We start from the raw sequence: 26,351 nt of genomic DNA on the forward strand, positions 1-26,351 counted from the left end.
TCCCTTTAGCTAAGCCGCAAACGTATTCCCAGCGCCTAACTTCGCTTCATCACTAAACACAAACTCCGCAATGCGCTGCTTATGAAAACCGGCTGTGCCATAGCTGCTGTTTAGCGCCCATGCACGTTTCATGAAAATATGCAAATCCACTTCCCAGGTGTAACCCATGGCGCCATGGACTTGAATGCTATTTTTAGCCGCTAAATCGGCTACTTCGCAGGCCACTACTTTGGCGTGGCTAACATTGTGCGAAGCACTGGATAATTTATTTGCCAGCGCGTAAGCGGCGCGATAAACCGGTGTTTTGGCGTACTCCAATTTGTAAGCGATATTTGCCATATGATGCTTAACCGCTTGGAAGCTACCGATAGCGACACCAAACTGTTTGCGATCCGTGGTGTATTGCACAGAGATATCGATCATGCGCTGGGCAACGCCAAGCGCCTGTGCTGCCGCTGCTAAAGCACCGCGATTAAGAGCAAACACAACTAAATCTTTTGCCTTTTGGCCGTCTGCTAATTTATGAGCCGCAGCGACATCAAATTCGACGGCAAACAATTTGCGCCCCAAATCAATGGACTCGTTGTAGCGAAGCTCAACTGCGCCCGCTTCCACCGCATACAACGCACCTTCTTTTTCGAGAATCAACAGATCAGCGATATGCGCATCTTCAACGAGATTATTCACTTCCAGACCAACCACGACCTTGGCTTCGCCACTGGCAATTTTAGGAAGCCACTGCTCAGCAAAGGCAGAATCGCCAACCTCCATAATGGTTGGCACTGCAACCAGCGCGCTGTGAACCAGTGGCTCAGCCAAAGCAACATAGCCCGCCTCCTGCGCTAGCAGAACAAAATCCAACTCGTTCATACCCAAGCCACCATGAGCCTCGGGAACAGTAATGCCAGTAAGACCCATCTCAACAAACTGCTGCCACAAAGCATCACTGCGACCAGACTCAGTTTGCCATGCCGCACGAATTGATTCCGGCGTGACCTCGTTAACCAGAAAATCCCTTACCGACTCCTGAAACAACAACTGGTCTTCGCTAAATGTAAAATCCATTAGTTCACCTTTTGGGCCTGCATTTATTGGCCGCTAAATTTGTCTGCTTACTTCTTTTCAATCTCAATTCTTATGCGGGACAAACAAACCAGCCGCATATGTATTCCCGCGCTCCCCACACCCGTCATACCCGACTCGATCGGGTATCCAGAGTGAGCGGAGCGAATGCCCTTCTTTTCTGGAATATGTCATAGCACGCAATCTGCGGCCTATGGATCCCCGTTTTCACGGGGATGACGTCTAAAAGTCGGCGTCGTTTGACCGACTGAGCACGATTTCAACGCCGCTATGCGGTGAAAAGATCATTTCCTCGGCATACCGAGTAGACGTTCGGCGATTATGTTTCGTTGTATCTCATTCGTTCCCGCATAAATCGGCCCCGACTGCGAGAACAACCAGCCATCTAACCAGCTACCTACTTCACCGGCGTCGGGTGCGTGGGGTACAAGCTCTGCCCGCGCGCCTAAAATTTTCAAGCCTAGGCCGTGCATTTGCTGATCAAGCTCTGACCAAAATATTTTATTGGTTGAGGCTTCTGCGCCAATCTTGCCGCCCTGCATTAAACGGCAGGCAGTTTGATAGGTGGTTAGTGCGTAGGCTTCGGCATCCATGTAGGCACGTAACACCGCATCGCGCACGGCGGGGTCTTGGTCTGCGCTTTCTTGATTGGCTTTGTATAAATTTACGAGGCGCTTTGCGGTTTCTTGAAAACGCGCAGGTGAACGGAGCATGAGGCCGCGCTCAAATCCGGCGGTGGCCATGGCCACACTCCAACCTTCGCCTTCACCACCTAAGCGGCAATCGACAGGTACTTTGACGTTGTCGAAAAATATTTCCGCAAAACCGGGCAAGCCATCGAGCTGGGGAATTGGACGAACGGTAATGCCCTCTGATTCCAGCGGCACCAAAATAAAGGTGAGTCCTTTGTGGCGCTCGGATGCCGGATCGGTTCTGAACATACCGAAACACCAGTCCGCCCACACGGCACGGGTAGACCATGTTTTTTGGCCGTTAATGATGTAATGACTACCGTCTTCGCTCAGCGTTGCAGTGGAGCGAATCGCCGCCATATCTGAACCGGCGTTTGGCTCAGACCAGCCCTGACACCAGATATCTTTACCTGTTGCCATGCCGTTTAAAAAGCGTTTTTTCTGCTCGTCGGTGCCGTATTCCATTAGGGTCGGACCGAGCAGGAAAATCCCATTTTGATTTACCCGCAGCGGTGCGCGTGCCGCGTAATACTCTTCTTCAAAAATAAGCCATTGCAGAAGATCGGCACCACGGCCGCCCATTTCCTCTGGCCAGGTAATCATGCCCCAGCGGCCTTCGTAGAGTTTTGCTTCCCATTCGCGGTGCTGCTGAAAACCTTCTTCGGTATCGAAGGATTTTAGTGGTTCAGCCGGCACATTAGCCGCAAGCCAAGCGCGAACTTCGGCGCGGAATGCGGTTTGTTCGGGGGTGTATTCGAGCTTCATATTTTCTTCCGTTATTCGCAGTACGCTAGATGGAAGACGGAGAACGCAGAACCGCGTTCTTTTGCATCTCCCGTCTCCCGTCACGCATCTCCCGCTGTCCTAGAACTTGGCATCACGTTTTTCAACAAACGCGTCTTTAGCTTCCTGCGAATCAGGATCGGCATAAGCCTCCTGCGTGAAGCCCTGCTCCCAGCGGTATTTATCTTCTAAATTACCGTCTTCAATACCGTTTAATGCTTCTTTGGCGAGCTGCACCATGCGCGGTGACTTAGCCGCCATTTTGCGGGCGATGTCGCGGGCGGTATCGAGTAACTGATCACGGGGCACAACCTTTTCTACAGCACCTAAACGATAGGCTTCCTGCGCATCGATTGGCTCGCCGGTAAAATACATGTAACGCACTTTTTGCACGGGGAACATACGCTGTAAATGCGCGCCGCCTCCCATGGCACCGCGGTCTACTTCTGGCACGGCAAAGGTGGCGCACTCGGAGGCAACTAACACATCGGCTGCGCCGCTAATGCCAATCCCGCCGCCCAGTACAAAACCGTGCACGGCAACAATCACCGGCTTGGGGTTGCGGTGAATCGCTTTAAAGGTGTCGTAATTGCCTTTGTTTACTTTGGTAATCATGGCGCTATTGGCGGCAAGTTCTTTGATATCGACACCGGCACAAAAGCCACGACCTTCTGCCGCAATAATAATGGCCCGCACATCAGGGTTTTCACCCAGTGCATTTAGCTCTGCCGCAATCGCCAACCAGCCAGCGCTATTGAAGGCATTCACCGGTGGGTGATTAAAAATTACTTCGGCAATACCGCTGTCGATACGAGTAGAAAATGGCTGAGACATGATTATTTCCCCTGCGCCTGTAAACGCTGTAATTGGGCTTCGGCCTCGGCAACCAGACCGCTAATTAATTCTTCACAACTTAATAATTTATCGATCACGCCAGCGACTTGACCAGAGGGCAATACGCCGTCGTCGGGACGACCATCGACCATGGCTTTCTGAATAATCATGGGCGCGTTGGCCGACATAATGGCTTGCGCTGGCGTTAGGTCACCGTCTTTGCTCATGGCGATAGCCGACTTCAGCAAACCGAAAATGCTGGCACCGGTAAACTTGCGAAACGCCAAACCGTTACGCAGTGCAATCACTAATTTTTTAAGATTTCCCGCGCGCTCTAACTCCGCTAAAAAGCGATTTAGAATCATGCGCTGCTGAATACCATCAAGGGCTTGCGAGACAATAATGTCAGCGGGATTTTTACAATCTAAATAGCGTTGCTTAGTCGCCTCTGGAACGGGACTTTCCTTGGTCAATAAAAAGCGCGTTCCCATCGCGATGCCATCGGCACCAAAGGCCATCGCCGCAATTAAGCCGCGCCCATCTTTGAAACCACCGGCACCCAACACGGGAACCTGTGCGCCAACCGCGTCTACCACTTGTGGCAATAGCAATGTCGTTGGCACCGAGCCAGTGTGTCCACCGCCCTCGCCGCCCTGAACCGTAACCGCATCGGCACCCATTTCAACCGCTTTAACAGCGTGCTTGGGCAAGCCGATGGTGGGCATACAGACCACGCCGGCATCTTTAAGCTTGGCGACCATGTCCTTGCCCGGTGAGCGCGAGTAACTGACTGCCTTCACCTTGTGCTTAATGACCAGATCGACAATCTCGGCAGCATTGGGCTGATACATGTGAAAATTGACGCCGAAATTTGCCTCGGTTAATGACTTCACTTTGAGAATATCAGCTTCCATTTGCGCAGGCGGAATCGTTGCCCCCGCTAAAAAGCCAAAGCCACCGGCATTGCCTGTGCCCGCAACCAACTGCGGATCGGCAACCCAGCCCATCGCAGTCTGGATGACAGGATAGCGGCAGCCGAGAAGTTCGGTAATTCGAGTATTAAGTAGCTTCGACATAGTCTTTACCTTGATTGCTTTATGCTGGACGGGAGACGGGAAACGCAGAAGCAGGCCTTAGCATCTCCCGTCTCCCGTCCAGCATATTGCAGTATCAAGCCCGCACTCCCGCTGGGTTATCCTTCAACTGCTTGCTGCGCAGATTGTGCGGATCGATTTGGCGAATAACCGCTAATTGCTCTTCGGTGGGCGCCGCTGTCGTCGCTATCGTATCTGGCACATGCACCTCGAATCCGGTGTTAGCAACCACCTCGTCCACTGTGACACCAGGGTGCAAACTCACAATCTGCATTTGGTGATTCGGGCCGTTAAAATCGAACACACCTAAGTTGGTGTACACGCAGCGCAAATCAATTTCGTCAAAGCTGTAACCCTTGGGCAAACGATCTGGATTAAAACCAATGGTGCACACGACATCGCATTCGCCTTCAATAAATACGCGGGGGCCATGGGCGGGCACCATGTAACTATTGGCGTGGCAAATAGAGTTACCGGGAAAACCACGCACACCTAACATTTGCACTTTAGGCTTTTGGTAATCGCCACCCATGGCAGAAATATTGGCCTGACCAAAACGGTCAATTTGCGTTGGGCCACCAGTAAGATGACGACGGCCACTCCAGACGTTGTCGAAAATCCGACTAAAACCCATCCAGTTTTCATTCATTTGCACAAAGTCATCGGGACGTTTACCGACTGGGTTCGGCGTCGACAAAATCCACGCCTCAGAATCGGTCATCATAATGCCGGGGTTGGTGGTTAGCATGGCAAGGCTGGCAGCAATACGCTGCAATACGCCAATACCGGTCACCAGCACTTCGCCGTCGCGCTCGTAAGCCGCCGCGTTAGCGCAAATCATTAGCTCTGCCAAACTGTAATCGCTTGCAGGTGTGCTCATAATCAAATCTCCTAATACCTGTTAGCTGATTAATAAACGGGTTGTGGCAATTTACGAATGGCATCTAGGCCGCCAACTTTGGCCTGATACTCATCCTCGCTGCTGCCTTTGATGTACTTATCAAAGTAAGCGGCAAAACCACCCTCTTTGGCAGAGGCGTTATATTCCTGAAAATGCGGTATATCAAAACCGTAATCTGGGCTGCATGACGAGGGATGCGCGCCACCCGGCACTAATGCAACACCTGTGGTGTAGTTGCGCTCCCAAAACACCAAGCGCGCCTGTGCCGGATCGGCAAAGGCCTCAGCTTCAACAATTTCTTCACTAGTCACGAAGGTCTTGTCAGCTGCGCGCACAAACCAGTCATCCATGTGATGATCTGGCGCCGTGATTTGACACACACCGCGCACATCAGCGCGATTGACATGTACCAAGGCCACGTCTAATTTCAGCGCCGGCATCGCGACCCACTCTTTGTCATCGTAGGGGCTGTCGATCACTTTAATATCAGGGTTGAACTTGATTACGTCAGTGCCCAAACCCACCTTGGTCGGAATGAAGGGGCAACCCCAGGCCGCTGCGCGCAAACCCAGCAACATCATGCCCTCATCAATTTCCATTACTTCTAAGTTGCCACTCTGGCGGGCCGCACGGAAATAAGGCTCCAGAGGAATAAAATCCAAAGACACGAAGGCAAACACCAACTTGCGTACCTTGCCGGCTGCGCACAGCATGCCAACGTCAGCACCGCCGTAGGCGACGATGGTTAAATCCTTGAGGTCAGAATTCAGAATCGCACGAATCAAGGCCATGGGCTTACGACGCGGCCCCCATCCACCTATACCAATGGTCATGCCGTCACGTAACTGACCAACAATCTCCTGCAAACTCATTTGCTTGTTCACGAGCGCTCCTTGGGTTTTCAAAACAGCCTTATGTGTAATCACCCTAAAAAGCGGTAATCAGCACACGGGAATTACGATATACGTAAATATAACACCAAATTATTATGCAAAACATCATTTGTGCTTAATTTTACTAATGTCTTAAGCCATTTGGGGTAGGCAAGCAGTATAGCCAATGATTTTTGGCTTTCACGTCGTCCAAATGGCAAGGGGCGGGAGGCGCGAGACTGGGGGCTAGGGCAGCATTGGATGGCGGAGGCTGGAGGCTGGAGGCTGGAAGTCAGAAGTCAGAAGTCGGAAGTCGGAAGTTAAAACACTAGCCCACATCGACAAAGCGCCCACAACACTCCGTCATACTCAGCTAAAACCGACGCACCCCACAACACCCCGTCATCCCCGACCCCGATCGGGGATCCAGAGTGAGCGACAGCGAATGCCTTTAGTTTCAGCGAAGTATGGTAGTGCCCAGAGTCCGAGGTTTATGGATCCTCAATCGAGTTGAGGATGACGGCTAGGGAGTTGACGATGACGGCGAGCGCCGGAAGCTGGAAGTCGGAAGTCGGAAGTCGGAAGTCGGAAGCCGGAAGTCGGAAGTCGGAAGTCGGAGGCTAAAACATTAGCCCACATCGACAAAACACCCCACCACACCCCGTCATACTTAGCCAAAGCCGAGGCACCCCACCACACCCCGTCATCCCCGACCCCGATCGGGGATCCAGAGTGAGCGACAGCGAATGCCTTTGGTTTCAGCGAAGTATGGTAGTGCCCAGAGTCAGAGGTTTATGGATCCTCAATCGAGTTGAGGATGACGGCTAGGGAGTTGACGATGACGGCGAGCGCCGGAAGCTGGGAGTCGGAAGTCGGGGGCTAAAACATTAGCCCACATCGACAAAGCACCCCGCCTCACCTCGTCATCCCCGACCCCGATCGGGGATCCAGAGTGAGCGACAGCGAATGCCGTTAACGTCAGACATCCGTCCCCAGACGTCCGACAAAACCTACACACCTCAATGATCAAACTGCACCGGCTCTTTGTTTTTATTACTAATCACCACCGTACGCGCAATTTTGTCGTGCCAGCCCTGTTTGCGCCTATCTAGTCCAACCCAGATAAAGCCGAGCATCAACACCATGGCCGACAGGTAGTAGCACACATAACGCACCAGCCACTGCTTCAGCGTTGGCTTTCCGCCTGTTTTTGCGTCAACAATGGCCAACTTCAAAATCATCTTACCCGGCGTCGCGGATTTATAGATCCAGAACACCAGCACCACAATCGCAGGCAAAATATAGTTCACCACTACATTCACATTGCCTGGTACCTGCAGGGTCTCGAAGGACATGGTAGACATATGCATGCCCTCGCCCTCTACACTGGACCACTGCGCATCGCCAAAGCTAAGAGCAATAATTGGCAATATCAGCAGCCCAAAAAGAAAGGTGTCGATCACCGATGCCAACACGCGCACCCAAAATCCGGCATACTCAAGTTGCTGTTCCGACGCTTGCGGGGTGTTTTCCATAGTCACTCCAAACTGGTTTTGTATTAAAGTCGACAATACACTGTATTCATTATGGCAGCGCTGATAAATCAGAGTTGCTTTAGATTGATGCACGCTAAGCAAAAAAGAACAACAGTGCAAATTTAAGGGAAGCCCCACAATGCCACTATCTTCAGTACAAACCTACGACATTGAAAAGGCGCTCATAGGCAACCGAAAAATTGACGCCATCAAAATGTATCGCGAAGCGACGGGCTGCTCCTTAGTAGAGGCTAAGGACGAAATAGAAGCAATGCTCACCAGTTTAAAAACGCGAAAGCCTCGGCATTTTAAAGACATTGGCGTACAGGCGGAGCCAGAACAAGCAAAACCCACGAGCAAGAAAAAAGCCTTTTTGATGACCTTCTTCTTAGTGGATACCCTGATATTCACCGGCCTTGTGTACTATTTTGTATTTCGTGATGACAGCAGCAACACAGTGGCAAACATCGCCAATCAAGCAGCCCAAGTCACCCACCAAAAAATTAAGCAGACCGAAACCCAAACCCAAGGCCGACCGAAGTCCATATCATTACCCAATTCAGTAGATGTCGATTCCTACACCGAGGCACTCGGTCCCGACGACAATTTCGACTCGCTCTACCTCAGCAAAATAAACAGCAGCAGCTACATCAACAGAAAAAGCTCAGGCAATAGCAGCAGCTTTGACAGCAGCGAGATCGAGCGCAAAATTAAAACCGCCCGCAGCCAACTTGCTCAACTACGCGTGCCGCCAACAAATAGCTCGCTGACCCTAATTGAAATGAGCGCGGCACCGGTAAGCTTAGACGGCATCATCACCAGTGGAGAATGGCAAGACGCCACCGCGATTGTCCTTGATGAAGAAAACCAAACCACCCTGTATTTCAAAACCGATGGCGAATGGCTGTTTATCGCCTGCGACGCGCCGAGCGAAAAAAGTCAGGGCGGCTACGATCAGTTACGGGTGTATTTCCACGCCGGACTCAACCCGAATTTAGTCAATGAGCGCATCCATATCGGCAAGGGTGCAGGTGTTACCAGCATTAGACAAACCACTTTCCGCTGGCAGGGCGACCCGCCAAAAAACGACAACGAGCGCTGGAAGAAATACGCGATTAACGACTGGGGACTTTACAACTACGCCTACGGCAGCTCATCAATGAGCAGCGGTCACCGCCAATACGAGGCGGCCATTCATATAGGTGAGGCAGGCCTACACAGCAAAGTACCCTTCACGGTATATGCAGAAGTTGAAACCGATCCCTTAAAGGATGAAAAGGGGAAGTTTGTCGAACGGCAGTATTTAGGTGAACTCGGCAATGAGCGGAACCCGGTTTGGATGGTGTTTTAGTAGTTGGGGGCGAGGCGCTAATTCAACTACAAGATACCCAACGTTGTTGGTTTATAGTTTTGCGATTTTGGAATTAGCAAGCGAGAACTTATATTGGCAATAAGCGGATGTAAAAATATCGAATTAAATTTGGTAATTTTTCTGCAGCCTTAACGCCAAAAGAAGCGGCGGCGAAGCCGCCCCAGGAATGCTTTGTACAATATTGAAAGGTAAGATTTATGAGCGCAGCTAATCCGGATTTACTTGTAGAATCGCCGAGCGATCATTCACACTGGATCGACAGTGCCTGCTTTTATCTATCCGTCCCTGAATTGCGGCTACACGGGATTATTTTTTACTTTTTCCGGCCGAACCTGAACCTATTGACAGGTGGGCCGATAATCTGGGATCCATCCGGGCAAACAGCACTCGATTGCCTGCATTACAACTTCAGTCAATATCAGCCCATACCGAAACCTGCGCAGAAGTTCAACTTCGAAGCCGCCAACTCGTTGCAAGTGACCACACTCGAACCGCAGACCCGCTACGCACTGACCTATGCGTTTGGCGGCCTGGAATTTGAACTCGAATGGCAAGCCACCGCCCCGCTACACGCAGCGCCCACCAGCACCTCGAAACAAGACGATCCGCCAAGTTTTCATGCAGAACAAGCTGGCCACATGACGGGCTGGCTCAAAATTGAAGGGCAGCGCATTCCCGTCGATTGTACCAGTCTTCGCGATGTCTCCTACGGCGTTCGCGATTACGCCAAAATATATCCCGGCGCATATTGCTGGGGCTCAAGCGGGCCCGACGTTTTTCAAACACTCAGCATGGGTAGGGAAAAGGAGCAAAAAATTCTGTCCGGCTTTCTTCAACAAGACGGTGAAACCGCCAGACTCGTCGAAGGTGTGCGTCGCATTGATAGCTACAGCCAATACGGAGCCAAACGCGTGACCATCGACGCTATTGATGCATTGGGGCGAAGGCTTCACGCTGAAGGTCAACTCGATGATGGCTTACTCTTCAGCGGGAATACCACCCATACCGTCGTTTGGTCTTTCACCGAGTGGGACTGGAACGAACGCCAATGCTGGGGCGATAATCAAGAGTTCTACCCAGCGCCAACTTTTCGCAGAATGGCCCGCGGCGAAATTTCTCCAGCGGAACTCTCAACGATAAAGCAGGCTTGAAGCTCCTTATTCACACCAACACAAGGGGTCAGGTCTTTGATTTATGGTTCTTTGGTAGGCTTATGAGCTATCGTTACGTGGTATAAGCCCGCAAATTCAAGTCTCAATAGCCTACAATTTACTTTAAGGGCAGCCAACTAAGGCTCGGCACTCTCTGTTATCAACCAGCTGCCGGCAGTCAACTCATCACGTGAGAATGGCCGCAGTTGCAAGAAATTCGAGGATATTCTAGGTAACCAACCCACATAACTTTCGCTATCGTGGTGAAAAACTAGTAGCTGTTGTGTTCCGCTTGACACATTAGTAATCAGTGAGGAGTTAGAACGGAGCGTTAGATCCATGTTAACGGCGAAACTGTATAGGTCACTTACAGCACGATTGGAATCCCACAGAATATAAAACGTGTCGGCATAGGTTATCGCCCGGAGCTTATACTTTTCATAGCGAATCCCCTTTTCACTTTTAGGCCCCAGTATCTTTGTGGGTACCGACTGCAAGGACTCCCCCAGCAAGCTGTACTGACGCCCCAATATCTGATCATCATATTTTCCCGAGCCGTCTATTGCTGTTCTTCGCTCCACCCAAAATACAGTCACAGTGGATCCAATAATGGCCACAGCGGGATCGCGTAGCCCAGCATCCGAACTACTCTGCACAACGATAGGAGCGCTGGCGAATTGCTGGCCGTCTGTATTCAGCAAACTCAATTGCGTTTTCGAGGAGCTTGGGTCACCCGCCTTTGGAAAATTCCACACAAGTGCAATTGTGTCACCTGAGTGGGCTATCTCCAGACGTTGTGATTCCTGATCGTCGGTAACCACCAAGTCCGTTGCATAGGACTGAAGGTCGGAAGTATTGTAGTTGTTGTCTAACAGTAATCCTTCTAGTGAGTGCGCCTCGCCATTACTTGCCTTATGCCGAAGCCACGTTAGAAAATAGCGCTCCCCCGTATAGACCGCTTTCAAATTACTCAACGTGCTGGTGTCCTCGAATACATTCACCGCGTCCAGACTCTTTCCTTGGTCAACAGCCTCTCCCTGACTGTTAAGAAAACGCGCATAAAGCGTGTCTCCACTACCCGACCTTGTGGCATACGCTAGCAAATAACCCGCCCCATCATAGGTCAATGAAGTAGTTGAACACGCTGATGTTCCTGAAGGAAAGGTATCTAATGTTACAGGCGGGGTGATAATGCGTCCTGGCACCAACCCAACCGTTTTAAGAGACAAAGTGTTACCAGATTCTAACTCGCAGTATGCAAACAGTGTCTGGTTACCGCTGCTGGCGGTAGCAACATGACCAGAAATCTGACTACTCTGAAGAGGTAAAAGAAGACCAAAACGCATAGTTTCGGCGAGAGAGTAAGCAACGGTTTCATAGCGCGGAAAGTAGTTGGCGTCGGCAGCATAGAGAAGCGTGTAAAATTTCTGCCCTACCTCAACGGTAGTGTGCAAGAATCGAAACGTATCTGGTATCCACATCGAACCATCAAGTTCACTATCATCTTCAACATCAATGATACTTACTCTCTTATATATATCTTGGTGAGGATTTCCTTCATACACATATTGGTGGGCTGGATAACCATCAATGACAATGTCATGACTAGAGAGCAGGTTTACGTTGCGAATTTCCCGGATAAAGGATTCGTCGTTAGACTCGGTTCCGATGACGAGGAACAGAGCTCGCCATTTACCTTTAGATATATTAAGGGGTTCTATCTCAGGTTCCAAGACGGGATAGCCCGCGGACCCCGATTGAGGAGACTCCCAATACGGTAGGGCTACATTCACTGAACCCTGAACGAGGCTGTGCCTTACATACTGCAGAGTATCTGGATTCACTGGCGTTGCAGCCGCGGAATCACTTTTTAGAGTGGCATCATTATTTCCACCGCCACCGCCACAACTAGAGAGAAGTAAACAGAATAAGATTATCTGAAAAAAATGCCGGACTGAGACTTTTAATAACATAATTGAATTCCATTTCTTTTACAGCATTTATTCACGTCTTATAATTTTTATCAACAAAATAATTTAATGTAGTTGAAGTTAATTTAACCGCCCCTCGACACCATAGACACCATAGACACCGCCTTATAGTATGACTATAGCGGTTACTTGTATTATCTATTCATACACCGGTCGACCACCGTCGTCGTTTTGGTAGTGCACGTCAAATGCAGACAGGTCTATGCGTTTATCAATCAGATGATGTATGGCGTGTTCGAAGGTACCTGACTGGAGCTGGTCTTCGTAATTGATCACAATCATCGCGCTTTGATTGCAGTCGTAGGGTTTGAACTTGGGCATTCGCATCACTCCTTAATGCTTTGGCCAATTTTATCAAAACTTTTATCAAAATAGGGGTTTTTATACAGCCTCAACGCCAGCAGCAGGGGCGCGACGTCAGGAGCGTCCCTTGCCTGCATTTGTTAGATTCAATCATTCGTGACCTTTCTGGCGAATTTGCGAATAAGGTGCTTATCGTTAACATCAGCAAATAACCGTTTTATTGCCTCATCATCAGGTTCTGAAAATTTCATAAATTTCTTACCGTAAACGCCATACTCACAATCCTTTTGTTTATTCTCAAGATCTCGTAGTATTAAACGCACTTTCTCGCACGCCTCTACATATCTGAGTGCAATCCTAGGCAAGTCGCGGGTCTTTATGTTAGATATTATATACCTGTGTATCACGCGATTTCTTAACTTATACAACGAATTCAGCTCTTTGTGGTCATTGTCTTTAATGACATTATATTTAAGAGCATCATCGTATATTTTTCGCTCCATCAAGCCTCGCTCATCCTCTGCTTGAAAAAGATATTTTATTGGGACTTCGTCCGTCTCATTCTTCAGCTGGATGGCGATGACAATACTCAATCTTAGAAATGCATCAATCTGATTGGCAGAAACGGCAATAACTTCCACGAATGAATCTGATTCTAACGCGTTGTCCAAAAGGTCATACGATGCAGCCAACGCCCCTTGGAATCGATCAAACTTTTCCATATCGGAGGCGAGCTTTCGGTCTCCAGGAGGGATAATGACCACAGATTTTAAAATTTTATCAACTAAGCGGAGTTCTTCATTTATTTGTTCATCGTTATCAAGACTTGCATCATGAATATATTTACCGATTAAAGCCTGATCTGCTGAAGCCCCATAGAACATATGAAGACAGAACTCTGAATCATCCATCCTGGAAGGTCGCCACCTAAGCTCTGGCACACCATTCGAATACTCATCTGCAAGCTTAGGTGCTATTTCCTCTAGTGGATAACAGCTAATCTGAAAACACCCCTTAGCGTTTTCATAGGGCTGAAAGCTGTATGGAGACTTTTCCTCTTCGCCTTCCACAACAGGGTTGAGGTATAGCCACTCTGTTGGAATTTGAATCAGGAATATCCCGTTGGGCTCTGTCCAATGCTTCATTCAGCATTCCTACGAAAATCTAACAGTTTTGTTATGACGACTCAGGCCATATATCATTTTGGCCCCTTATCACGGAACTGGCTTTTACGTTGATTGAAAAAATTTAGGGGATTCAATAAGATATCGACCTCGCTATTAGCGAGCGCCCGACAAACGAAGACTAGTTCCCTTTATTTCTGCCAAACATTCCTTTCCCCTGATCATATCCTGTTTTTTATGTTTTTCAATAAGTTAAGTCATTCTAAAATGTGTTAATGAGAATGGCTCTACTGTTCACAAGGGTTTAATCGTCGGGAACCGCTAATCTCAACAAAGACACAAACCCACTACAATCGCGTCGCAGTCACAGGCTGCGCCAATATCCACAAACCAAAGCAGGTAAAAATAATCATCAAGACCAGCATGGGCAATTGACTCAGCGTTGCCTGCCGACGCTGCGGAAATAGCTGCACTGCTTCTTTATGCGCTAAGTACACGCTGAGTACGTGACCAAAAAGAATTAGCCCTACCTGCGTATGCCAGACCCAATCCATATTCGGGATAACTGATTCGGGTCGCCAATGGGCGCTGCCGAATAAATTCCAAGACCAGCCGAAGGGATCTGATATCAGTCGCCATATCATTACGCCTTGGGTGCTAATCAGAGTGTAGTAATGGGTGATGTGGTAGACCAAGGCGATAGGCAATAGCGAGTAGGTGAAATGTAAGGCGAGCGAGGATAGCGATGCTTGATACTTTGTTAGCCGACGTACGATTGCCAGAAAGAAATACAGTACGCCAAGGTAAAACAGCGGCGACAACACCAGCACGGTGGTTTCGAAAACGCCATGCGCCGCTTTTAATACCGGATAGGCCTGCACAATATTTTGGCTTTTGTATTCTCTGTATATTCCGGCGATGTCTTGCCAAAAGAACGTTGCCCAGATATTGGTGCTGTGCAAACCGTCGAATGCGGTTGACGATAATAGGAATAAGACAAACAGCAGCTCACTCATTGAGGATGCTTTGCCAATTTGGAGACCAGAGAACGGCATGCGTAATAGCACTGCTGGGCGTGAGCGCGATTCATCTCTTGCTTGAATAGAGATTGGCGCCATTTTGGAGATCAGCGCAAACAGAACCGCAAAGAACTCGCCATACTTAAACCAGCGCTCGCTACCAAGCAACCACGCTGCTACAAGGTTTAGTACGCTGTAAGCCAGCAAGACACTCGCTAGCCCTCGCGGGCCGCTTTCGCCAAATAGCTCAAACCAAATAAATCCGATGTAGAGCAACAAGGCCGGCCAATATTCTAGTTTTTCACCCCAGCGAATACGCCCTGAAAAATCAATTTTAAACACCGCCGCCAAACAAAGCACCATGGTTTGCCAGGGGTTTACCAGCGGATAAAGATCACCCACCAAGGCACTAAAATACGCGAAGCCTAAAACAAATATGATCCAGAAAAAGGTCATATTAAAATTTAAAAAGGCATTCGCCGTGCCCCACAAACCGGTGGCGATGCACAGCAGTAAAGCGAATAAACTCACTATGCGTAAAACGAGAATCGCGATGGGAGATATGACAAACAGGTTTTTTTCGCGCAGAGGCTGGGGCGAGTCTTGCGCGGTGCGCTGATCACTGGCGAACCACGCCACCAATAAAAACGACAGCAGCAAGGCCGCCGCACTGCCCCAAGCGTATAACCAAAACGGCACAGGTAAGGTGTATAGCGTACCAAAGGAATGTGACCACGCTGGCGCTGCAAATGCGGCTAGGCTAATGGCCAGCAGCCAATACAGACTCCGTGTACTGACGGTCTTTTGGCCGCTGCGCTTAAACATCATAGCGGCAACTATCCGACTTAAAGTCCTGTCGGTTTAGGCGCAGTGGGCCCTGCACTGGGGGTGAATTCCAATATTTGAAAACCCGCACTGTAGCCTGCTATCCAGATATGGCCGGTTTCAGGCCGGTAGCGAATATAGGTGGCGACGGCGTCCCAGCGATCGGCTGAACTACCGAAGCCTTCCGACAATAACACTGTTGGGGTATTTGGGTTTGGTGCCGGATGCCAATAGGCAATCTCAAAGGGGTTGGCAGGATCGTGAATGTCCCACACCCGCAGACCGCCGGTGTAGTAACTCATAAACAGTGTGGTGGCGTTGTTTACATCATCAAAGCCAACGTAGTGGGCCGAGTAATTGGCGACGTCTATTTCAGTCTGTGGGCAGTTCTCTAATTTATTCACATCGAGAATAATATCCGACACCCTGACCGGATTAGCTTCGTCGGTGATATCAATAATACGGCTGTGTGCCCAAGGACAAACTCCCGCGGTTGGCCATTCATCGCTGGAGTAAACATAGGTACGGCCGCCATTTTTGAACCAGCGCGCGGTGTGCGAACCCGCCGTTGGCGCCTCGCCATCCAGCAAATTACTCCAGCCCACAAAGCCAATCTCCGGCGGTTGTGTGCCAAACAGAAATGGTGATGGCGGCGTGGTACGATCCTGGAAGCCACTCACATCTAAAATTAGAAGGCCGTTTTGTCCCACTGCCGGCCCATTGGGTAAACCCAAACCCAAAGACACAAAACCAAAATTGGCCTGATAAAGACGTGTGCCCTCTGGATTTAAACCGCAGTCGTGCGAGGCGGGAGAATAGAGCTGAATCAACTTCGGCTCTTCTAAATCGGTCAAATCGATAACTGCATTGCTCTGCGCCGAACTGGTGGCATAGGCCGTAAAGCCATCGTCGGTAATACACATGGCGTGGCCCATAAATGCCAGACCTTGGTCGATACTGCCAATACCACCGGGTAAATCCGGCAGTGGCGGGAGGGTGATACCCAAGCCGATATTGACTGAGGCTTTTAGTACAGGCTTGCGGCAATCAATCGCCTCGTAAACGTCAAATGCCGTGCCGCCACCCCGTGTGGCAACGATAATACGCCGTGCCTGATTTGCCTGAATAGATTCATGCGGGGCAATCATGGCGGGGCTTTGCAATATATCAACTAGCTCTGGATTTTCTGGGTCTGAGGCATCAATGACTGCCATGCCGTTTAGGGCGCTGAACTGCGGGTCGATATAGGGAGACGACGCCGGCCCAAATATTTGCCCCGGTGAGGTGGTGGTGATGTAGGCGCAGTCATCCAGCCAGGCCATAGAGAAGTTGGCGCCGCGATCTAGAATCGTATTCTCGCCTACCAAGCGCAATCCTTTGCGATAGCCCTGCGCTGCGCGGCCACTTAATTGGTCAGCAATTGGCACTTGGCCCTGTAAACCGGTTTCGAGCAGGTCGTCATTTTCAATTTCTGAACCGCCACCGGAGTTAGAACCAGAACCGGATCTTGGCCCACTACTGCTACTTCCGCCACATGCGGATACGCAGACAAGGCCTATGGCCAAAATAAGGGTCGTGGCGAGTCGACGGATTTGTCTTGGGTTCATATGAATTCACTGCCTGTTCTAATTATTATGCTTGCGCAAAAGATAGCAGTTACGCGTCGACAATACGACTCATGCGATAGTCGTGCTTCACAAAATTAACACCCAGCGAGCACTCGGTTCGACGCACCCCCGCAAGGCCGGTAATTTTACTGTGCAGAAAGCGTGCGAGTTCAGCATTGTCTTGCACCAGTGTGATAGCGAGAATATCGAAACGGCCCAGCATTTTGCCGACAAAACCGATCTCGGGCACTTCGGCGAGTTTTCGCGCTACGTCGTCGCACTGGGCGCTGCGCTCCACCTCGACCCAAATATAAGCGAGGGTTGGATTGCGCAAGCGGGCGATGTTGGTCATGGCGGTAATGCGCACCTGACCTTCGTTTTCCATGCGTTTGATGCGACTGCGCACGGTGCCTTCGGTAATGCCTAAGTCCGCTGCAATTTTGCGATTACTAATGCGCGCGTCTTTGGCGAGGCCATCGAGTATTTTACGGTCTTGGTCGTCTAATTGCTTTTTTGCCACGGTACTAATTCCTTTACCCGTTTTCCCTAAACACCGTACCCAAAGGGTACCCAGTTAGACTGATTTTTTAGCACATCAAGGGCGATAGACGGCTCTAGCTTGCGCACCCCCGGCACACTTCCCAAGCGCACCAGCAGTTCTGACAGATGTTCTTGATCACGGGCAACGGCAAGGGTTTCTATATCCAAGGTGCCCACCACCTGACACACCGAAAACACTTCGTCGAACTTGGCTAAATCTTCTGCCACCACATCGGCTGGGCGGCCTTCGACCTGAATGCCCACCGCCAGCATCATGGTGTAGCCAACAGCTTCGTAATCGGTGACGGCGACCACCCGTAAACTGTCGCCCTCTTCCAGGCGCTTCACTCTGGCACGCACGGTGGCTTCGGTCAGGCCTAATTCATTTGACAGGGTTTTGTAGGGCATACGACCGTCGCGACGCAGATGCGCCACAATGCGGTGATCGATCTCGTCCATATGTTGGGATGACGCCGGTCGCAGGTGTTCGCCGTCGCTATACTCTGTCATATCACACTCCGAATTGGCGCAGGCATCAGGCTAGCTTTTGCGCTGCCAATGCTTTCAGCTCAGGTTTAACGACTTTGCCAGAGGCGTTCAGCGGCAGCGCGTCGATAAATTCCACATAAAAAGGCACTTTGTAAGACGCCAACTGCGCGGCGCAAAACTCACGCACGGCGGTGGCATCGATATCGCTACCTGCCTTGCGCACCACAAAGGCCATACCCACTTCGCCTTGGGGCGCTTTGGGCACACCAATAACCGCCACCCCCGCTACGCCGCTCATGGCGTAGAGCGCTTTTTCAATTTCAGCGGGATAGACGTTTTCGCCGTTCATGATGTACATGTCTTTCAAACGGTCGGTGATTTTGAGGTAACCCGCTGCGTCCATCACGCCAATATCACCGGTTTTTAACCAGCCATCGGCGGTGATCGTCTCGGCAGTAGCCTCCGGCATATCGAAGTAGCCTTGCATGACGTTGTAACCCCGGAACCACACCTCGCCTTCGCTACCCCGCGCCACTTCGACGCCGGTCTGTGGGTCTGCGCATTTCAGCTCTACGCCGTCGATGGCGCGACCAGAGGTGGAGGCAATAACTTCCGCTTCGTCGTCTGGGCGGCAGATTGTGACGACACCACAGGACTCGGTAAGCCCATAGGCAGTGACTACGGTTTCAAAGCCCAGCTTGTCGCGCATATCGCGGACCAACTGCACCGGCACCGACGCCGCACCAGTCACACCCAAACGCAGACTGGAGAGATCGTAGTTATGGCGAGTGTCATCTGCTAACAGCATTTCATACAAAGACGGCGCGCCCGGCAACATGGTGACTTTTTCGCGCTGGATGACTTCCATCACTGATTGCTTGTCGAATTTCGCCATTGGCAAAATAGTCGCGCCGCAAATGATCGCTGCCAGCCAACCGGCTTTGTAGCCAAAGGAATGGAAGAAGGGATTAATAATTAAATAATTGTCGTCGCTGCGCAGGCCAACCGTGACGCTCCAGGTTTGGAATACGCGAATATTTTGCTCGTGACTGCACAACACGCCTTTGGCTTTTCCGGTCGTGCCAGAGGTAAACAGCATATCGGCGCTGTCATGGGGATTAACCGCCCGCTCTACGGCAATAAACTTTGCGTCATCGACTTGCTCACCTAGAGTGAGAAAATGCGCCCAGCTGCGCGGGTCGTCGGTTGGCGCCACGCCCGCCACTGGCAACATAATCCGATGGCTTAAATTGGCTAAGTCTTTATCGACTAAAGGCGCGAGAGCTTCAAACTCTGATGTGGTCAGCAGCGCTTTAACACCGGCTCGGCGCAAAATGTCCGCCGCTTCGTTTTCTTGTAAACGGGTATTTAAGGGCACCAAAATTGCGCCCACCGACTGCAATCCCGCCGCCGCGACAATCCACTCCGCCATATTGGGCGCCCAGATCGCAACGCGGTCGCCATGATTTACGCCAATCGCACAAAATGACTTTGCGGCCTGCCGGCGCAAATCGTTCAATTGGCGATAAGACATCTCTGCACCCAACTCACGAATGGCCGCCTTGTCGCCAAATTGCTGGGCAGCCCAGCCGATGAGGCGCGGTAAGGTCAAGGGCATATCGGGAAATGAAGCAGAGGGTTCCAATAACATAGCGCAGGTAGTCCTGGTGGGATCAACAATTAACAGCGCTAAGTTTAGAAGCTAACAAGCCGCACAACAAGAAAAATGCGTAATTTATGCGCACAAAAATTACGCGTTACGCAAATATTGCGCCTCAGGTACCAAGACTATGCTCCCGCAGCAACATGGCTTGCTTGCGCTCGCCACCCCAACGGTATTGGCTAAATTCACCACTGCCGCGAATGACTCGGTGGCAGGGAATTAAGTAGGCGATATTATTGCGCGCAATCGCCGAGGCCACGGCTCGCGTCGATGACGGCAAGCCCATGGACTCAGCCAGCTGCTGATAAGAACAAACTTCGCCAAGGGGAATGGCGAGCAAGGCCTCCCAGACCTTCATCTGAAACTCAGTGCCTTTTAGCAATACCGTCAGCGGTTTGCCTGCCGATTTTGCGGCAAACATCGACTGATAGATCGCAGCTACCTGACGGTCATCACGCTGCAGCTCCGCCGCCGCCCATTCGTCTTGCAACTCGGCAAGCAAGGCAGCCTCGCCGACAGGACTATCAAAGAAGGCCAATTTACACACGCCGCGATGATTAGCAGCGATAAAACAATAGCCAAAGGGCGATGGACAGCTGCCGTAAAAAATCTGCAAACCTTGCCCTCTGCTGCGATATTCGCCGGGGGTAACCCGCTCGGCTTTGATCATTAAATCGTGGAGGCGGCCGCTGCCGCTCAAGCCACAGGCTAATGCCGCATCTAGAACTGAGCTTTCTCGCAATAGGCGCTTGGCATTTTCTTTGGTAAGAAACTGCAAAAACTGTTTGGGAGACACCCCCGCCCATTCGCTAAAAATACGCTGCAAATGGAATTCGCTGACACCAATATACGACGCTAGCTCCGACAGACTTGGCTGCGCCTGCTGATGCTCGTTTAAATAGTGAATAGCGCGGGCGACCCGCTGATAGTTTTCTTGTTGCTCTAGCGCCGTATTCATATTGTTTTAAACCAGACCGTTCAATGGTCGAGATTGTGCCCCGCGTTTCCCGCCGTTACCACCCGATTCTTGCTAAGCCTAAATAGTCAGGCTTAGCTTTGAAATAAACCCGAACTATGTGCGGTATTCCTGTCAAACTACTATGCTAGCAATACCGTAAACTCTGCAAACGCGTCATCTTGCCAATGGAATGCAAATCCAATTCCTAGGAGAAAATAATGGGCCGTGCCATAAAGTATCTCGCCATCACCCTTGTCAGCCTCGTCCTTTTGGTCGCTCTCGCGGCGGCCTCACTGGCTTTCTGGATCGATCCGAATATATTTAAAGACGATATTGAGAAACTGGCCGCCGAGCAGGGCCTTATTCTTCACTTAGATGGCGACTTGTCTTGGCAGGTCTTCCCCAATATTCAAATCGTTATCAATGGGGCCAGCCTCGCTACATCGGACAAGGTCAAGTTAATGAGTTTCGACACCGCGCAGCTGTCCGTCGCGCTCATGCCACTGCTGAACAAAGACATTGTTGTGCAGGGTATAGGACTCGACGGCGTTAAGGCCAATTTGGTCGTTGACGAACAAGGCGTGGGCAACTGGACTAAAATCGGCAAAGCATCTGACGACAAAGCGCAAAAGCCCGACGCAAAAGACGAGGGCGGTAACAAAGCCCTAGAGCTAGCCATTGCCAAGCTGAGTTTAAGCGATAGCCACGTAATCTATAACAATAAGCAAACCGGCCAATACGTCGAATTGTCTGGGCTTTCGCTAAATGGCGAAAACATCCAACTGAAGAACACTGCATTTCCCTTGAGTTTAGAGAGCGATGTGAAGTTTGAAGACGAAACCCAAACACTGAACGCAAAACTCAAGCTCACCTCTCACATCACCGTTAATCAGGACATCAACCATTTCATTATTAAAGACGGCGATTTAGCACTTAGCCTTGATCACAAAAACGAACTAGGCACTGCGTCGGCGAGTACAGAATTACGCCTTGATGCCGACGTTAATATCGCCGACGACTTGGTTTGGTCGCTACCGACGCTAGACATATCTGATACAAGCCTGAGTTACGCCGCCACGGACGGCAGCACTATTGAGATTAGCGCGCTTAACTTTAAAGGCAGCGTTATTCCCGGCGGTGAAGCCAGTGAGTTGGCGATTAACGGCAAACTGCGTTACGGCAACGCCAGCCAAAAGCCAATTGAAACCGATCTGAGCCTGTCGACCCTGCTCAGCATCGACGCCAAGCTGAACGCGATAAAAGCGCAAAAACTCGCTTTAAGAACCAGTATTGGCAGTGAAACCATTGACCTCAGCGGCGATGTAAAAGCAACCATCAGCCCGCTGGACTACCAAGCCAAACTCACCCTCGCCAATACCAATGTTAAAAAAATCGCCAACAGCTTGGGCATTGAATTGCCGGTCATGGCAGAGCCACGTGCGCTCAACAAAGTCGGCACAACAATTTCACTGAACGGCAACGATAAACGTATCGTGATATCTGAGCTGCAAGCCACCCTTGATGAGAGCACGATTAAAGGCAATGCGAGTGTCGATCTCGATAAAAATCAGGCAGTGAAACTGGCGGTCAACATCGACAAAATCAATGTCGACAACTACCTGCCGCCGGCACCGCCAGAAGAGGCAAAAGCAGAAAAACCGGCGGCAGCTAGCGGCCCGACAGCAGACACCGAAATTCCCTTACCAAGAGAGATGCTCAATAAACTCAATGTTGATGCGAAATTACAGATAGCCGAACTGACGGCAAACAACCTGCCATTCAAGAATATTCTTTTACACGTCATCGCCAAAGACGGCGTTAGCGCCGTTAGCCCTCTTAGCGGACTGGTGTATGACAGCCCCTTTAAACTGGATGCCCAGCTCGATACCCGCCCCACGGCGGCCAGAATGTTGATACGTGGCAACAGCACGCAATTACCTCTGGGTAAAGTACTGAAGGACGCCGCCGCGATTGAGGAGCTGTCTGGTGTCAGCGATGTGACCTTTAACTTGACGACCAGTGGCACCACTGTTGCGAGTTTAAAGAAACACCTAGACGGCAATATCGAGCTCAGTGCGCAGAAATTGCGCCTCAGCAATATGAATATCGAAAAGGCATTTTGTCAGCTGGTCGCCAAATTCCAACAGGAAACCTTCGACCCCACAAATTGGCCTTTATACAGCGACCTCAACGATACCGTTACAAAAATTGTGATTAAAGACGGCATCGCCAGAATCGAAAAATTAAATTCCGGCGTGACAAAATTGGCCCTGAGCGGCAACGGTAAGATTGATTTAAACGAAAACACCTTCGACGTTGTTATTAACACTCGCCTAGCGCAAGCAGACCAAAATGCCATGGCCTGCAAAATTAATAATGACAAATTGCTAAACCGCGACATCCCTATTCGCTGCAGGGCAGCCTTCGATAAAGTCGGCGCCACCAGCTGCCTGCCAGACTTTAGGGTGATAGAAGATATGGCCAAAGAAAAAGCCAAAGATAAAATTGATGAGAAAGCCAAAGAACTCATAGAGAAAAAAATGGGTGGCGAAAAAGGCGAAGCTGCCAAGCAAATATTTAATCAATTTTTTAAGAAATAATTTTTAGGACAGCACAAAAGCTCTCGATGTATAGCTCTAGCCCGAGCGAACTGGATGAGACTATACATTTATTCAGATGACCAAAGAGCGATGTAAGGCAAAGCGTAAAAGACATGGATCCTCAATCAAGTTGAGGATGACACCATACTACGTCATCCCCGACCTTTTACTACCACGTCATCCCCGACCCCGATCGGGGATCCAGTGTGAGCGACAGCGAATGCCGTTGCGTCGGACGTCCGGCGTCTGACGATTGAAGTACGTACCGCCCAGTTCTGCGTATTACGAATCCCAAAGCGACTGAATCCTCAATCAAGTTGAGGATGAAAACACCATACTACGTCATCCCCGACCCCGATCGGGGATCCAAATGAGCGACAGCGAATGCCGTTGCGTCGGACGTCCGGCGCCTGACGCTTGACGTATGTGCCGCACAGTTCGGCGTATTACGAATCCCAAAGCGACTGAATCCTCAATCAAGTTGAGGATGACAACACCATACTACGTCATCCCCGACCCCGATCGGGGATCCAGATGAGCGACAGCGAATGCCGTTGCGTCAGACGTCCGGCGTCTGACGCTTGACGTACGTACCGCCCAGTTCGGCGTATTACGAATTCCAAGGCGACGGGGTCCTCAATGGAGTTGAGGATGACGACGGTCGGCGTTCTTGAGCGACGCTGTCAGCGGCTAGAATAAAATCGTGTAAAGGTCTCTAAATTATTTTCAGCCAATCACTGGCATCTCGCCCCTGCGCACCGGCAACCGCCGCGCAGGTCAGCCTGCCCTTTGCGATACTTAGCCCCGCCGCCAAACCGGCATTATCGAGAAACGCTTGTTTAATGTTTTGCTCAGCTAATAAATGCACAAAGGGCAACGTCGACTGGCTCAAGGCTTGGCTAGCCGTTCTGGCAACCGCACTGGGAATATTGGCGACACAGTAGTGAACAATCCCGTCCAGCAAAAATGTGGGCTCTAGATGCGTTGTCGGTTTGGTGGTTTCAAAACAGCCACCCTGATCTACCGATACGTCTACTAGCACGGAGCCAGCCGCCAAGGCAGATAAATCCGCTCTGCTTAATAACTTGGGTGCCGCCGCGCCAGGCACTAAGGCCGCGCCGACGACCATATCGACGTCGTTTAATAAAGAGCGCAAATCTAAGTTTGCCGAGTCGCACACCGAAAAACGCGGGTGTTTGAATTGCGCATCCAAGCTTGTTCGGCGCGCCGCAAAGGGTTCTATCAATGTGACTTTGGCACCCATGCCCAGCGCCACATCAGCGGCGTTACTCCCCACGACGCCACCGCCGAAGATCAAAACATGGCCCGGCTCCAATCCCGACACGCCGCCGAGTAATACCCCGGAACCACCCTGCGCTTTTTCTAAGCAGTGGGCGCCAGCTTGCACACTCAAACGGCCTGCAATTTCGCTCATTGGCTTTAATAGAGGTAGACGCCCCTGTTCATCGGTAATGGTTTCATAGGCAACACAGAGCGCGCCGCTGGCCATTAAACTTGTGGTTAAGTCCGGCGTCGGCGCGAGATGCAGATAGCAAAACAGACGATGGTCGGCCTTCAACAAAGCTACCTCAGGCGCCTGCGGCTCTTTGACCTTGACGATGAGTTGGGCGTCTTGATATAGCGACGCCATTGACGCCGAGAGTTGCGCGCCAGCGGCAAGGTAGTCATCGTCGCTAAAACCAGAACCACAACCAGCGCCAGTTTCTAAAAATAGGTTATGCCCCGCGAGCACTAAATCCGTGACCGCAGCGGGCGTGAGTCCAACCCGATATTCCTGCGCTTTGATTTCTTTGGGGATACCGATACGCATTTTAATCTTCCGTTGGACTGAGGAGTTTGCGTTTCTAAAAACAGAAAACGCGGTATTTATTTCGTGCTTAGGCCACCAACTCCCACTGCCCATCAGTCTGTCGCGCGCGCGACTCTTTCTCTAATTTAAGCAGATGCGCCCACAGAGACAACTTTGCAATAGGGTGTATCGACGCGTCGACATCTTGATAGGCAACGATCACCAAGTCGTCGAGATCACCTTTTTTAACTTGCTGCAAAGCGGCCCAAATCTTGTTTTCACGAGACTGGCGATGGGCTATTAAGTGCTCTATCTCTGCTGTCGGTGTGGCGATTAAGGTGCCATGCCCCGGTGCGAGATATTGCAAGGGGTAATCAAGTAGCAATCGCAGCGAGGCAATGTAATCCGCCATATCACCGGCCGGAGGAATAATGACCACCGTAGAGCCCTGCATAATATGGTCGCCGGTGAATACTGTGCCGGTGGCTTCGTGCAGAAAACAAAAGTGGTTGCCAACATGGCCCGGCGTGTATATCGCTCTCAGCACACTGCCGTCGACATCAAAGCATTCATCGTGACTGACTGAACTGGTGGGCGCAAAACTGAGATCTTGATGGCCGTCGTCAGCAATCTCCGCACCAATCACTGGCACCGAATAACGCGCCTGTAAAGCCGCGGCACCGGGCGAATGATCCGGGTGAGTGTGAGTGGTCACTATACGTTCTAGCTTGCCACCAAGCTGGGTAATGCCCGCTTCGATCGCCGCAATATGCTCTGGTATATCGGGGCCAGGGTCTAACACCGTAATGCGTTTATCGCCCAGCAAATAGGTATTGGTGCCCGGCCCAGTCAAAACGCTCGGATTAGGGGCAACAAGGCGATGCACACCAGGCAGTAACGTTTCTAAAACACCCGCTTCTAACATAGCTATCTCTCTTCAACTGATTATTTGCAGAGTAAGAGCGCAGCACGGCAGAAACAAGCCCCGACTCAAAACTTTGCCGCGTCGGCGTTAGTTTGCGGCAGTTCGCAAAACGGGCAACAAGACTCCACTAATGCTCACTTTTAATGTAATGTGTCATTTAACACTGCGGCCGTGGTGTCG

At 50.7% G+C, this 26,351-nt stretch carries 21 protein-coding genes; 3 read left to right on the plus strand and 18 right to left on the minus strand.

Annotated elements, in window-relative coordinates; all coding sequences use genetic code 11:
* Positions 1–9 precede the first annotated feature (9 nt).
* From KXJ70_RS05090 to KXJ70_RS05120, 7 genes are all read right to left on the minus strand, one after another.
* Positions 10–1,065 carry an acyl-CoA dehydrogenase family protein gene (locus tag KXJ70_RS05090; protein WP_219042359.1) on the minus strand — a complete coding sequence of 352 codons (1,056 nt, stop codon included), beginning with the start codon at positions 1,063–1,065 and terminating at the stop codon, positions 10–12.
* A gap of 302 nt (positions 1,066–1,367) precedes the next feature.
* Positions 1,368–2,540 (minus strand): acyl-CoA dehydrogenase, encoded by a 1,173-nt coding sequence (locus KXJ70_RS05095; RefSeq protein ID WP_219042360.1) that lies wholly within the window; start codon positions 2,538–2,540, stop codon positions 1,368–1,370.
* 99 nt (positions 2,541–2,639) lie between these two features.
* Positions 2,640–3,392 (minus strand): enoyl-CoA hydratase family protein, encoded by a 753-nt coding sequence (locus KXJ70_RS05100; RefSeq protein ID WP_219042361.1) that lies wholly within the window; start codon positions 3,390–3,392, stop codon positions 2,640–2,642.
* Between the two features lie 2 nt (positions 3,393–3,394).
* Positions 3,395–4,522, minus strand: coding sequence for an NAD(P)H-dependent flavin oxidoreductase (locus KXJ70_RS05105; protein ID WP_369409760.1), 1,128 nt, complete (start codon positions 4,520–4,522; stop codon positions 3,395–3,397).
* Positions 4,523–4,562: 40 nt separating this feature from the next.
* Positions 4,563–5,366 carry a CoA-transferase subunit beta gene (locus KXJ70_RS05110; protein ID WP_219042363.1) on the minus strand — a complete coding sequence of 268 codons (804 nt, stop codon included), beginning with the start codon at positions 5,364–5,366 and terminating at the stop codon, positions 4,563–4,565.
* Positions 5,367–5,395: 29 nt separating this feature from the next.
* Complete coding sequence (locus KXJ70_RS05115) at positions 5,396–6,271, minus strand: CoA transferase subunit A (RefSeq protein WP_369409748.1); 876 nt, start codon at positions 6,269–6,271, stop codon at positions 5,396–5,398.
* 1,007 nt (positions 6,272–7,278) lie between these two features.
* Complete coding sequence (locus KXJ70_RS05120) at positions 7,279–7,794, minus strand: RDD family protein (RefSeq protein ID WP_219042364.1); 516 nt, start codon at positions 7,792–7,794, stop codon at positions 7,279–7,281.
* A 139-nt stretch (positions 7,795–7,933) separates the two neighbouring features.
* On the opposite strand from KXJ70_RS05120, the gene KXJ70_RS05125 reads away from it, so the two are divergent.
* Together KXJ70_RS05125 and KXJ70_RS05130 are read left to right on the plus strand one after the other, a co-directional pair.
* The gene (locus KXJ70_RS05125) at positions 7,934–9,145 is read left to right on the plus strand and encodes a hypothetical protein (protein WP_219042365.1); all 1,212 of its coding nucleotides are present in this window, start codon (positions 7,934–7,936) and stop codon (positions 9,143–9,145) included.
* Between the two features lie 218 nt (positions 9,146–9,363).
* Positions 9,364–10,317, plus strand: coding sequence for a DUF7064 domain-containing protein (locus KXJ70_RS05130; protein WP_219042366.1), 954 nt, complete (start codon positions 9,364–9,366; stop codon positions 10,315–10,317).
* Between the two features lie 137 nt (positions 10,318–10,454).
* Here the strand turns inward: KXJ70_RS05130 and KXJ70_RS05135 are convergent, their stop codons facing one another.
* The 9 genes from KXJ70_RS05135 to KXJ70_RS05175 all read right to left on the minus strand — a co-directional run bounded on the left by KXJ70_RS05135 (position 10,455) and on the right by KXJ70_RS05175 (position 20,836).
* Positions 10,455–12,290 (minus strand): hypothetical protein, encoded by a 1,836-nt coding sequence (locus KXJ70_RS05135; RefSeq protein ID WP_219042367.1) that lies wholly within the window; start codon positions 12,288–12,290, stop codon positions 10,455–10,457.
* Positions 12,291–12,446: 156 nt separating this feature from the next.
* Entirely contained in the window at positions 12,447–12,629 is a 183-nt protein-coding gene (locus KXJ70_RS05140) for a hypothetical protein (protein WP_219042368.1), read from the minus strand.
* Positions 12,630–12,757: 128 nt separating this feature from the next.
* Positions 12,758–13,756 carry a hypothetical protein gene (locus KXJ70_RS05145; RefSeq protein WP_219042369.1) on the minus strand — a complete coding sequence of 333 codons (999 nt, stop codon included), beginning with the start codon at positions 13,754–13,756 and terminating at the stop codon, positions 12,758–12,760.
* Positions 13,757–14,082: 326 nt separating this feature from the next.
* Positions 14,083–15,582: a hypothetical protein gene (locus tag KXJ70_RS05150; RefSeq protein ID WP_219042370.1), complete on the minus strand. Its 1,500-nt coding sequence runs from the start codon at positions 15,580–15,582 to the stop codon at positions 14,083–14,085.
* A gap of 17 nt (positions 15,583–15,599) precedes the next feature.
* A complete protein-coding gene (locus tag KXJ70_RS05155) occupies positions 15,600–17,186 on the minus strand; it encodes an LVIVD repeat-containing protein (protein ID WP_219042371.1) in 1,587 nt (528 codons plus the stop codon).
* Between the two features lie 49 nt (positions 17,187–17,235).
* Positions 17,236–17,706 carry an Lrp/AsnC family transcriptional regulator gene (locus KXJ70_RS05160; protein WP_219042372.1) on the minus strand — a complete coding sequence of 157 codons (471 nt, stop codon included), beginning with the start codon at positions 17,704–17,706 and terminating at the stop codon, positions 17,236–17,238.
* Between the two features lie 26 nt (positions 17,707–17,732).
* Complete coding sequence (locus KXJ70_RS05165; RefSeq protein WP_219042373.1) at positions 17,733–18,236, minus strand: Lrp/AsnC family transcriptional regulator; 504 nt, start codon at positions 18,234–18,236, stop codon at positions 17,733–17,735.
* A 25-nt stretch (positions 18,237–18,261) separates the two neighbouring features.
* The gene (locus KXJ70_RS05170) at positions 18,262–19,866 is read right to left on the minus strand and encodes a FadD3 family acyl-CoA ligase (protein ID WP_219042374.1); all 1,605 of its coding nucleotides are present in this window, start codon (positions 19,864–19,866) and stop codon (positions 18,262–18,264) included.
* 124 nt (positions 19,867–19,990) lie between these two features.
* A complete protein-coding gene (locus KXJ70_RS05175) occupies positions 19,991–20,836 on the minus strand; it encodes a bifunctional transcriptional activator/DNA repair enzyme AdaA (protein ID WP_219042375.1) in 846 nt (281 codons plus the stop codon).
* A gap of 218 nt (positions 20,837–21,054) precedes the next feature.
* Between KXJ70_RS05175 and KXJ70_RS05180 the strand changes: the two genes are divergently transcribed.
* A complete protein-coding gene (locus KXJ70_RS05180; protein ID WP_219042376.1) occupies positions 21,055–23,436 on the plus strand; it encodes an AsmA family protein in 2,382 nt (793 codons plus the stop codon).
* Between the two features lie 715 nt (positions 23,437–24,151).
* Here the strand turns inward: KXJ70_RS05180 and ald are convergent.
* Together ald and KXJ70_RS05190 are read right to left on the minus strand one after the other, a co-directional pair.
* Positions 24,152–25,267 carry an alanine dehydrogenase gene (gene ald / locus KXJ70_RS05185; protein ID WP_219042377.1) on the minus strand — a complete coding sequence of 372 codons (1,116 nt, stop codon included), beginning with the start codon at positions 25,265–25,267 and terminating at the stop codon, positions 24,152–24,154.
* A gap of 67 nt (positions 25,268–25,334) precedes the next feature.
* Positions 25,335–26,171: an MBL fold metallo-hydrolase gene (locus tag KXJ70_RS05190; RefSeq protein ID WP_219042378.1), complete on the minus strand. Its 837-nt coding sequence runs from the start codon at positions 26,169–26,171 to the stop codon at positions 25,335–25,337.
* Positions 26,172–26,351 lie beyond the last annotated feature (180 nt).

The organism is Zhongshania aquimaris (assembly GCF_019312595.1).
Classification (GTDB): domain Bacteria; phylum Pseudomonadota; class Gammaproteobacteria; order Pseudomonadales; family Spongiibacteraceae; genus Spongiibacter; species Spongiibacter aquimaris.

Bases quoted from the DNA above. Each gene is read 5' to 3' on its own strand.
- ald (WP_219042377.1), bottom strand. From the start codon at position 25,267: ATGCGTATCGGTATCCCCAAAGAAATCAAAGCGCAGGAATATCGGGTT.
- KXJ70_RS05100 (WP_219042361.1), bottom strand. From the start codon at position 3,392: ATGTCTCAGCCATTTTCTACTCGTATCGACAGCGGTATTGCCGAAGTA.
- KXJ70_RS05180 (WP_219042376.1), top strand. From the start codon at position 21,055: ATGGGCCGTGCCATAAAGTATCTCGCCATCACCCTTGTCAGCCTCGTC.
- KXJ70_RS05155 (WP_219042371.1), bottom strand. From the start codon at position 17,186: ATGAACCCAAGACAAATCCGTCGACTCGCCACGACCCTTATTTTGGCC.
- KXJ70_RS05165 (WP_219042373.1), bottom strand. From the start codon at position 18,236: ATGACAGAGTATAGCGACGGCGAACACCTGCGACCGGCGTCATCCCAA.
- KXJ70_RS05150 (WP_219042370.1), bottom strand. From the start codon at position 15,582: ATGATGTTTAAGCGCAGCGGCCAAAAGACCGTCAGTACACGGAGTCTG.
- KXJ70_RS05130 (WP_219042366.1), top strand. From the start codon at position 9,364: ATGAGCGCAGCTAATCCGGATTTACTTGTAGAATCGCCGAGCGATCAT.
- KXJ70_RS05145 (WP_219042369.1), bottom strand. From the start codon at position 13,756: ATGAAGCATTGGACAGAGCCCAACGGGATATTCCTGATTCAAATTCCA.
- KXJ70_RS05135 (WP_219042367.1), bottom strand. From the start codon at position 12,290: ATGTTATTAAAAGTCTCAGTCCGGCATTTTTTTCAGATAATCTTATTC.
- KXJ70_RS05095 (WP_219042360.1), bottom strand. From the start codon at position 2,540: ATGAAGCTCGAATACACCCCCGAACAAACCGCATTCCGCGCCGAAGTT.
- KXJ70_RS05090 (WP_219042359.1), bottom strand. From the start codon at position 1,065: ATGGATTTTACATTTAGCGAAGACCAGTTGTTGTTTCAGGAGTCGGTA.
- KXJ70_RS05125 (WP_219042365.1), top strand. From the start codon at position 7,934: ATGCCACTATCTTCAGTACAAACCTACGACATTGAAAAGGCGCTCATA.
- KXJ70_RS05175 (WP_219042375.1), bottom strand. From the start codon at position 20,836: ATGAATACGGCGCTAGAGCAACAAGAAAACTATCAGCGGGTCGCCCGC.
- KXJ70_RS05170 (WP_219042374.1), bottom strand. From the start codon at position 19,866: ATGTTATTGGAACCCTCTGCTTCATTTCCCGATATGCCCTTGACCTTA.
- KXJ70_RS05140 (WP_219042368.1), bottom strand. From the start codon at position 12,629: ATGCCCAAGTTCAAACCCTACGACTGCAATCAAAGCGCGATGATTGTG.
- KXJ70_RS05120 (WP_219042364.1), bottom strand. From the start codon at position 7,794: ATGGAAAACACCCCGCAAGCGTCGGAACAGCAACTTGAGTATGCCGGA.
- KXJ70_RS05110 (WP_219042363.1), bottom strand. From the start codon at position 5,366: ATGAGCACACCTGCAAGCGATTACAGTTTGGCAGAGCTAATGATTTGC.
- KXJ70_RS05190 (WP_219042378.1), bottom strand. From the start codon at position 26,171: ATGTTAGAAGCGGGTGTTTTAGAAACGTTACTGCCTGGTGTGCATCGC.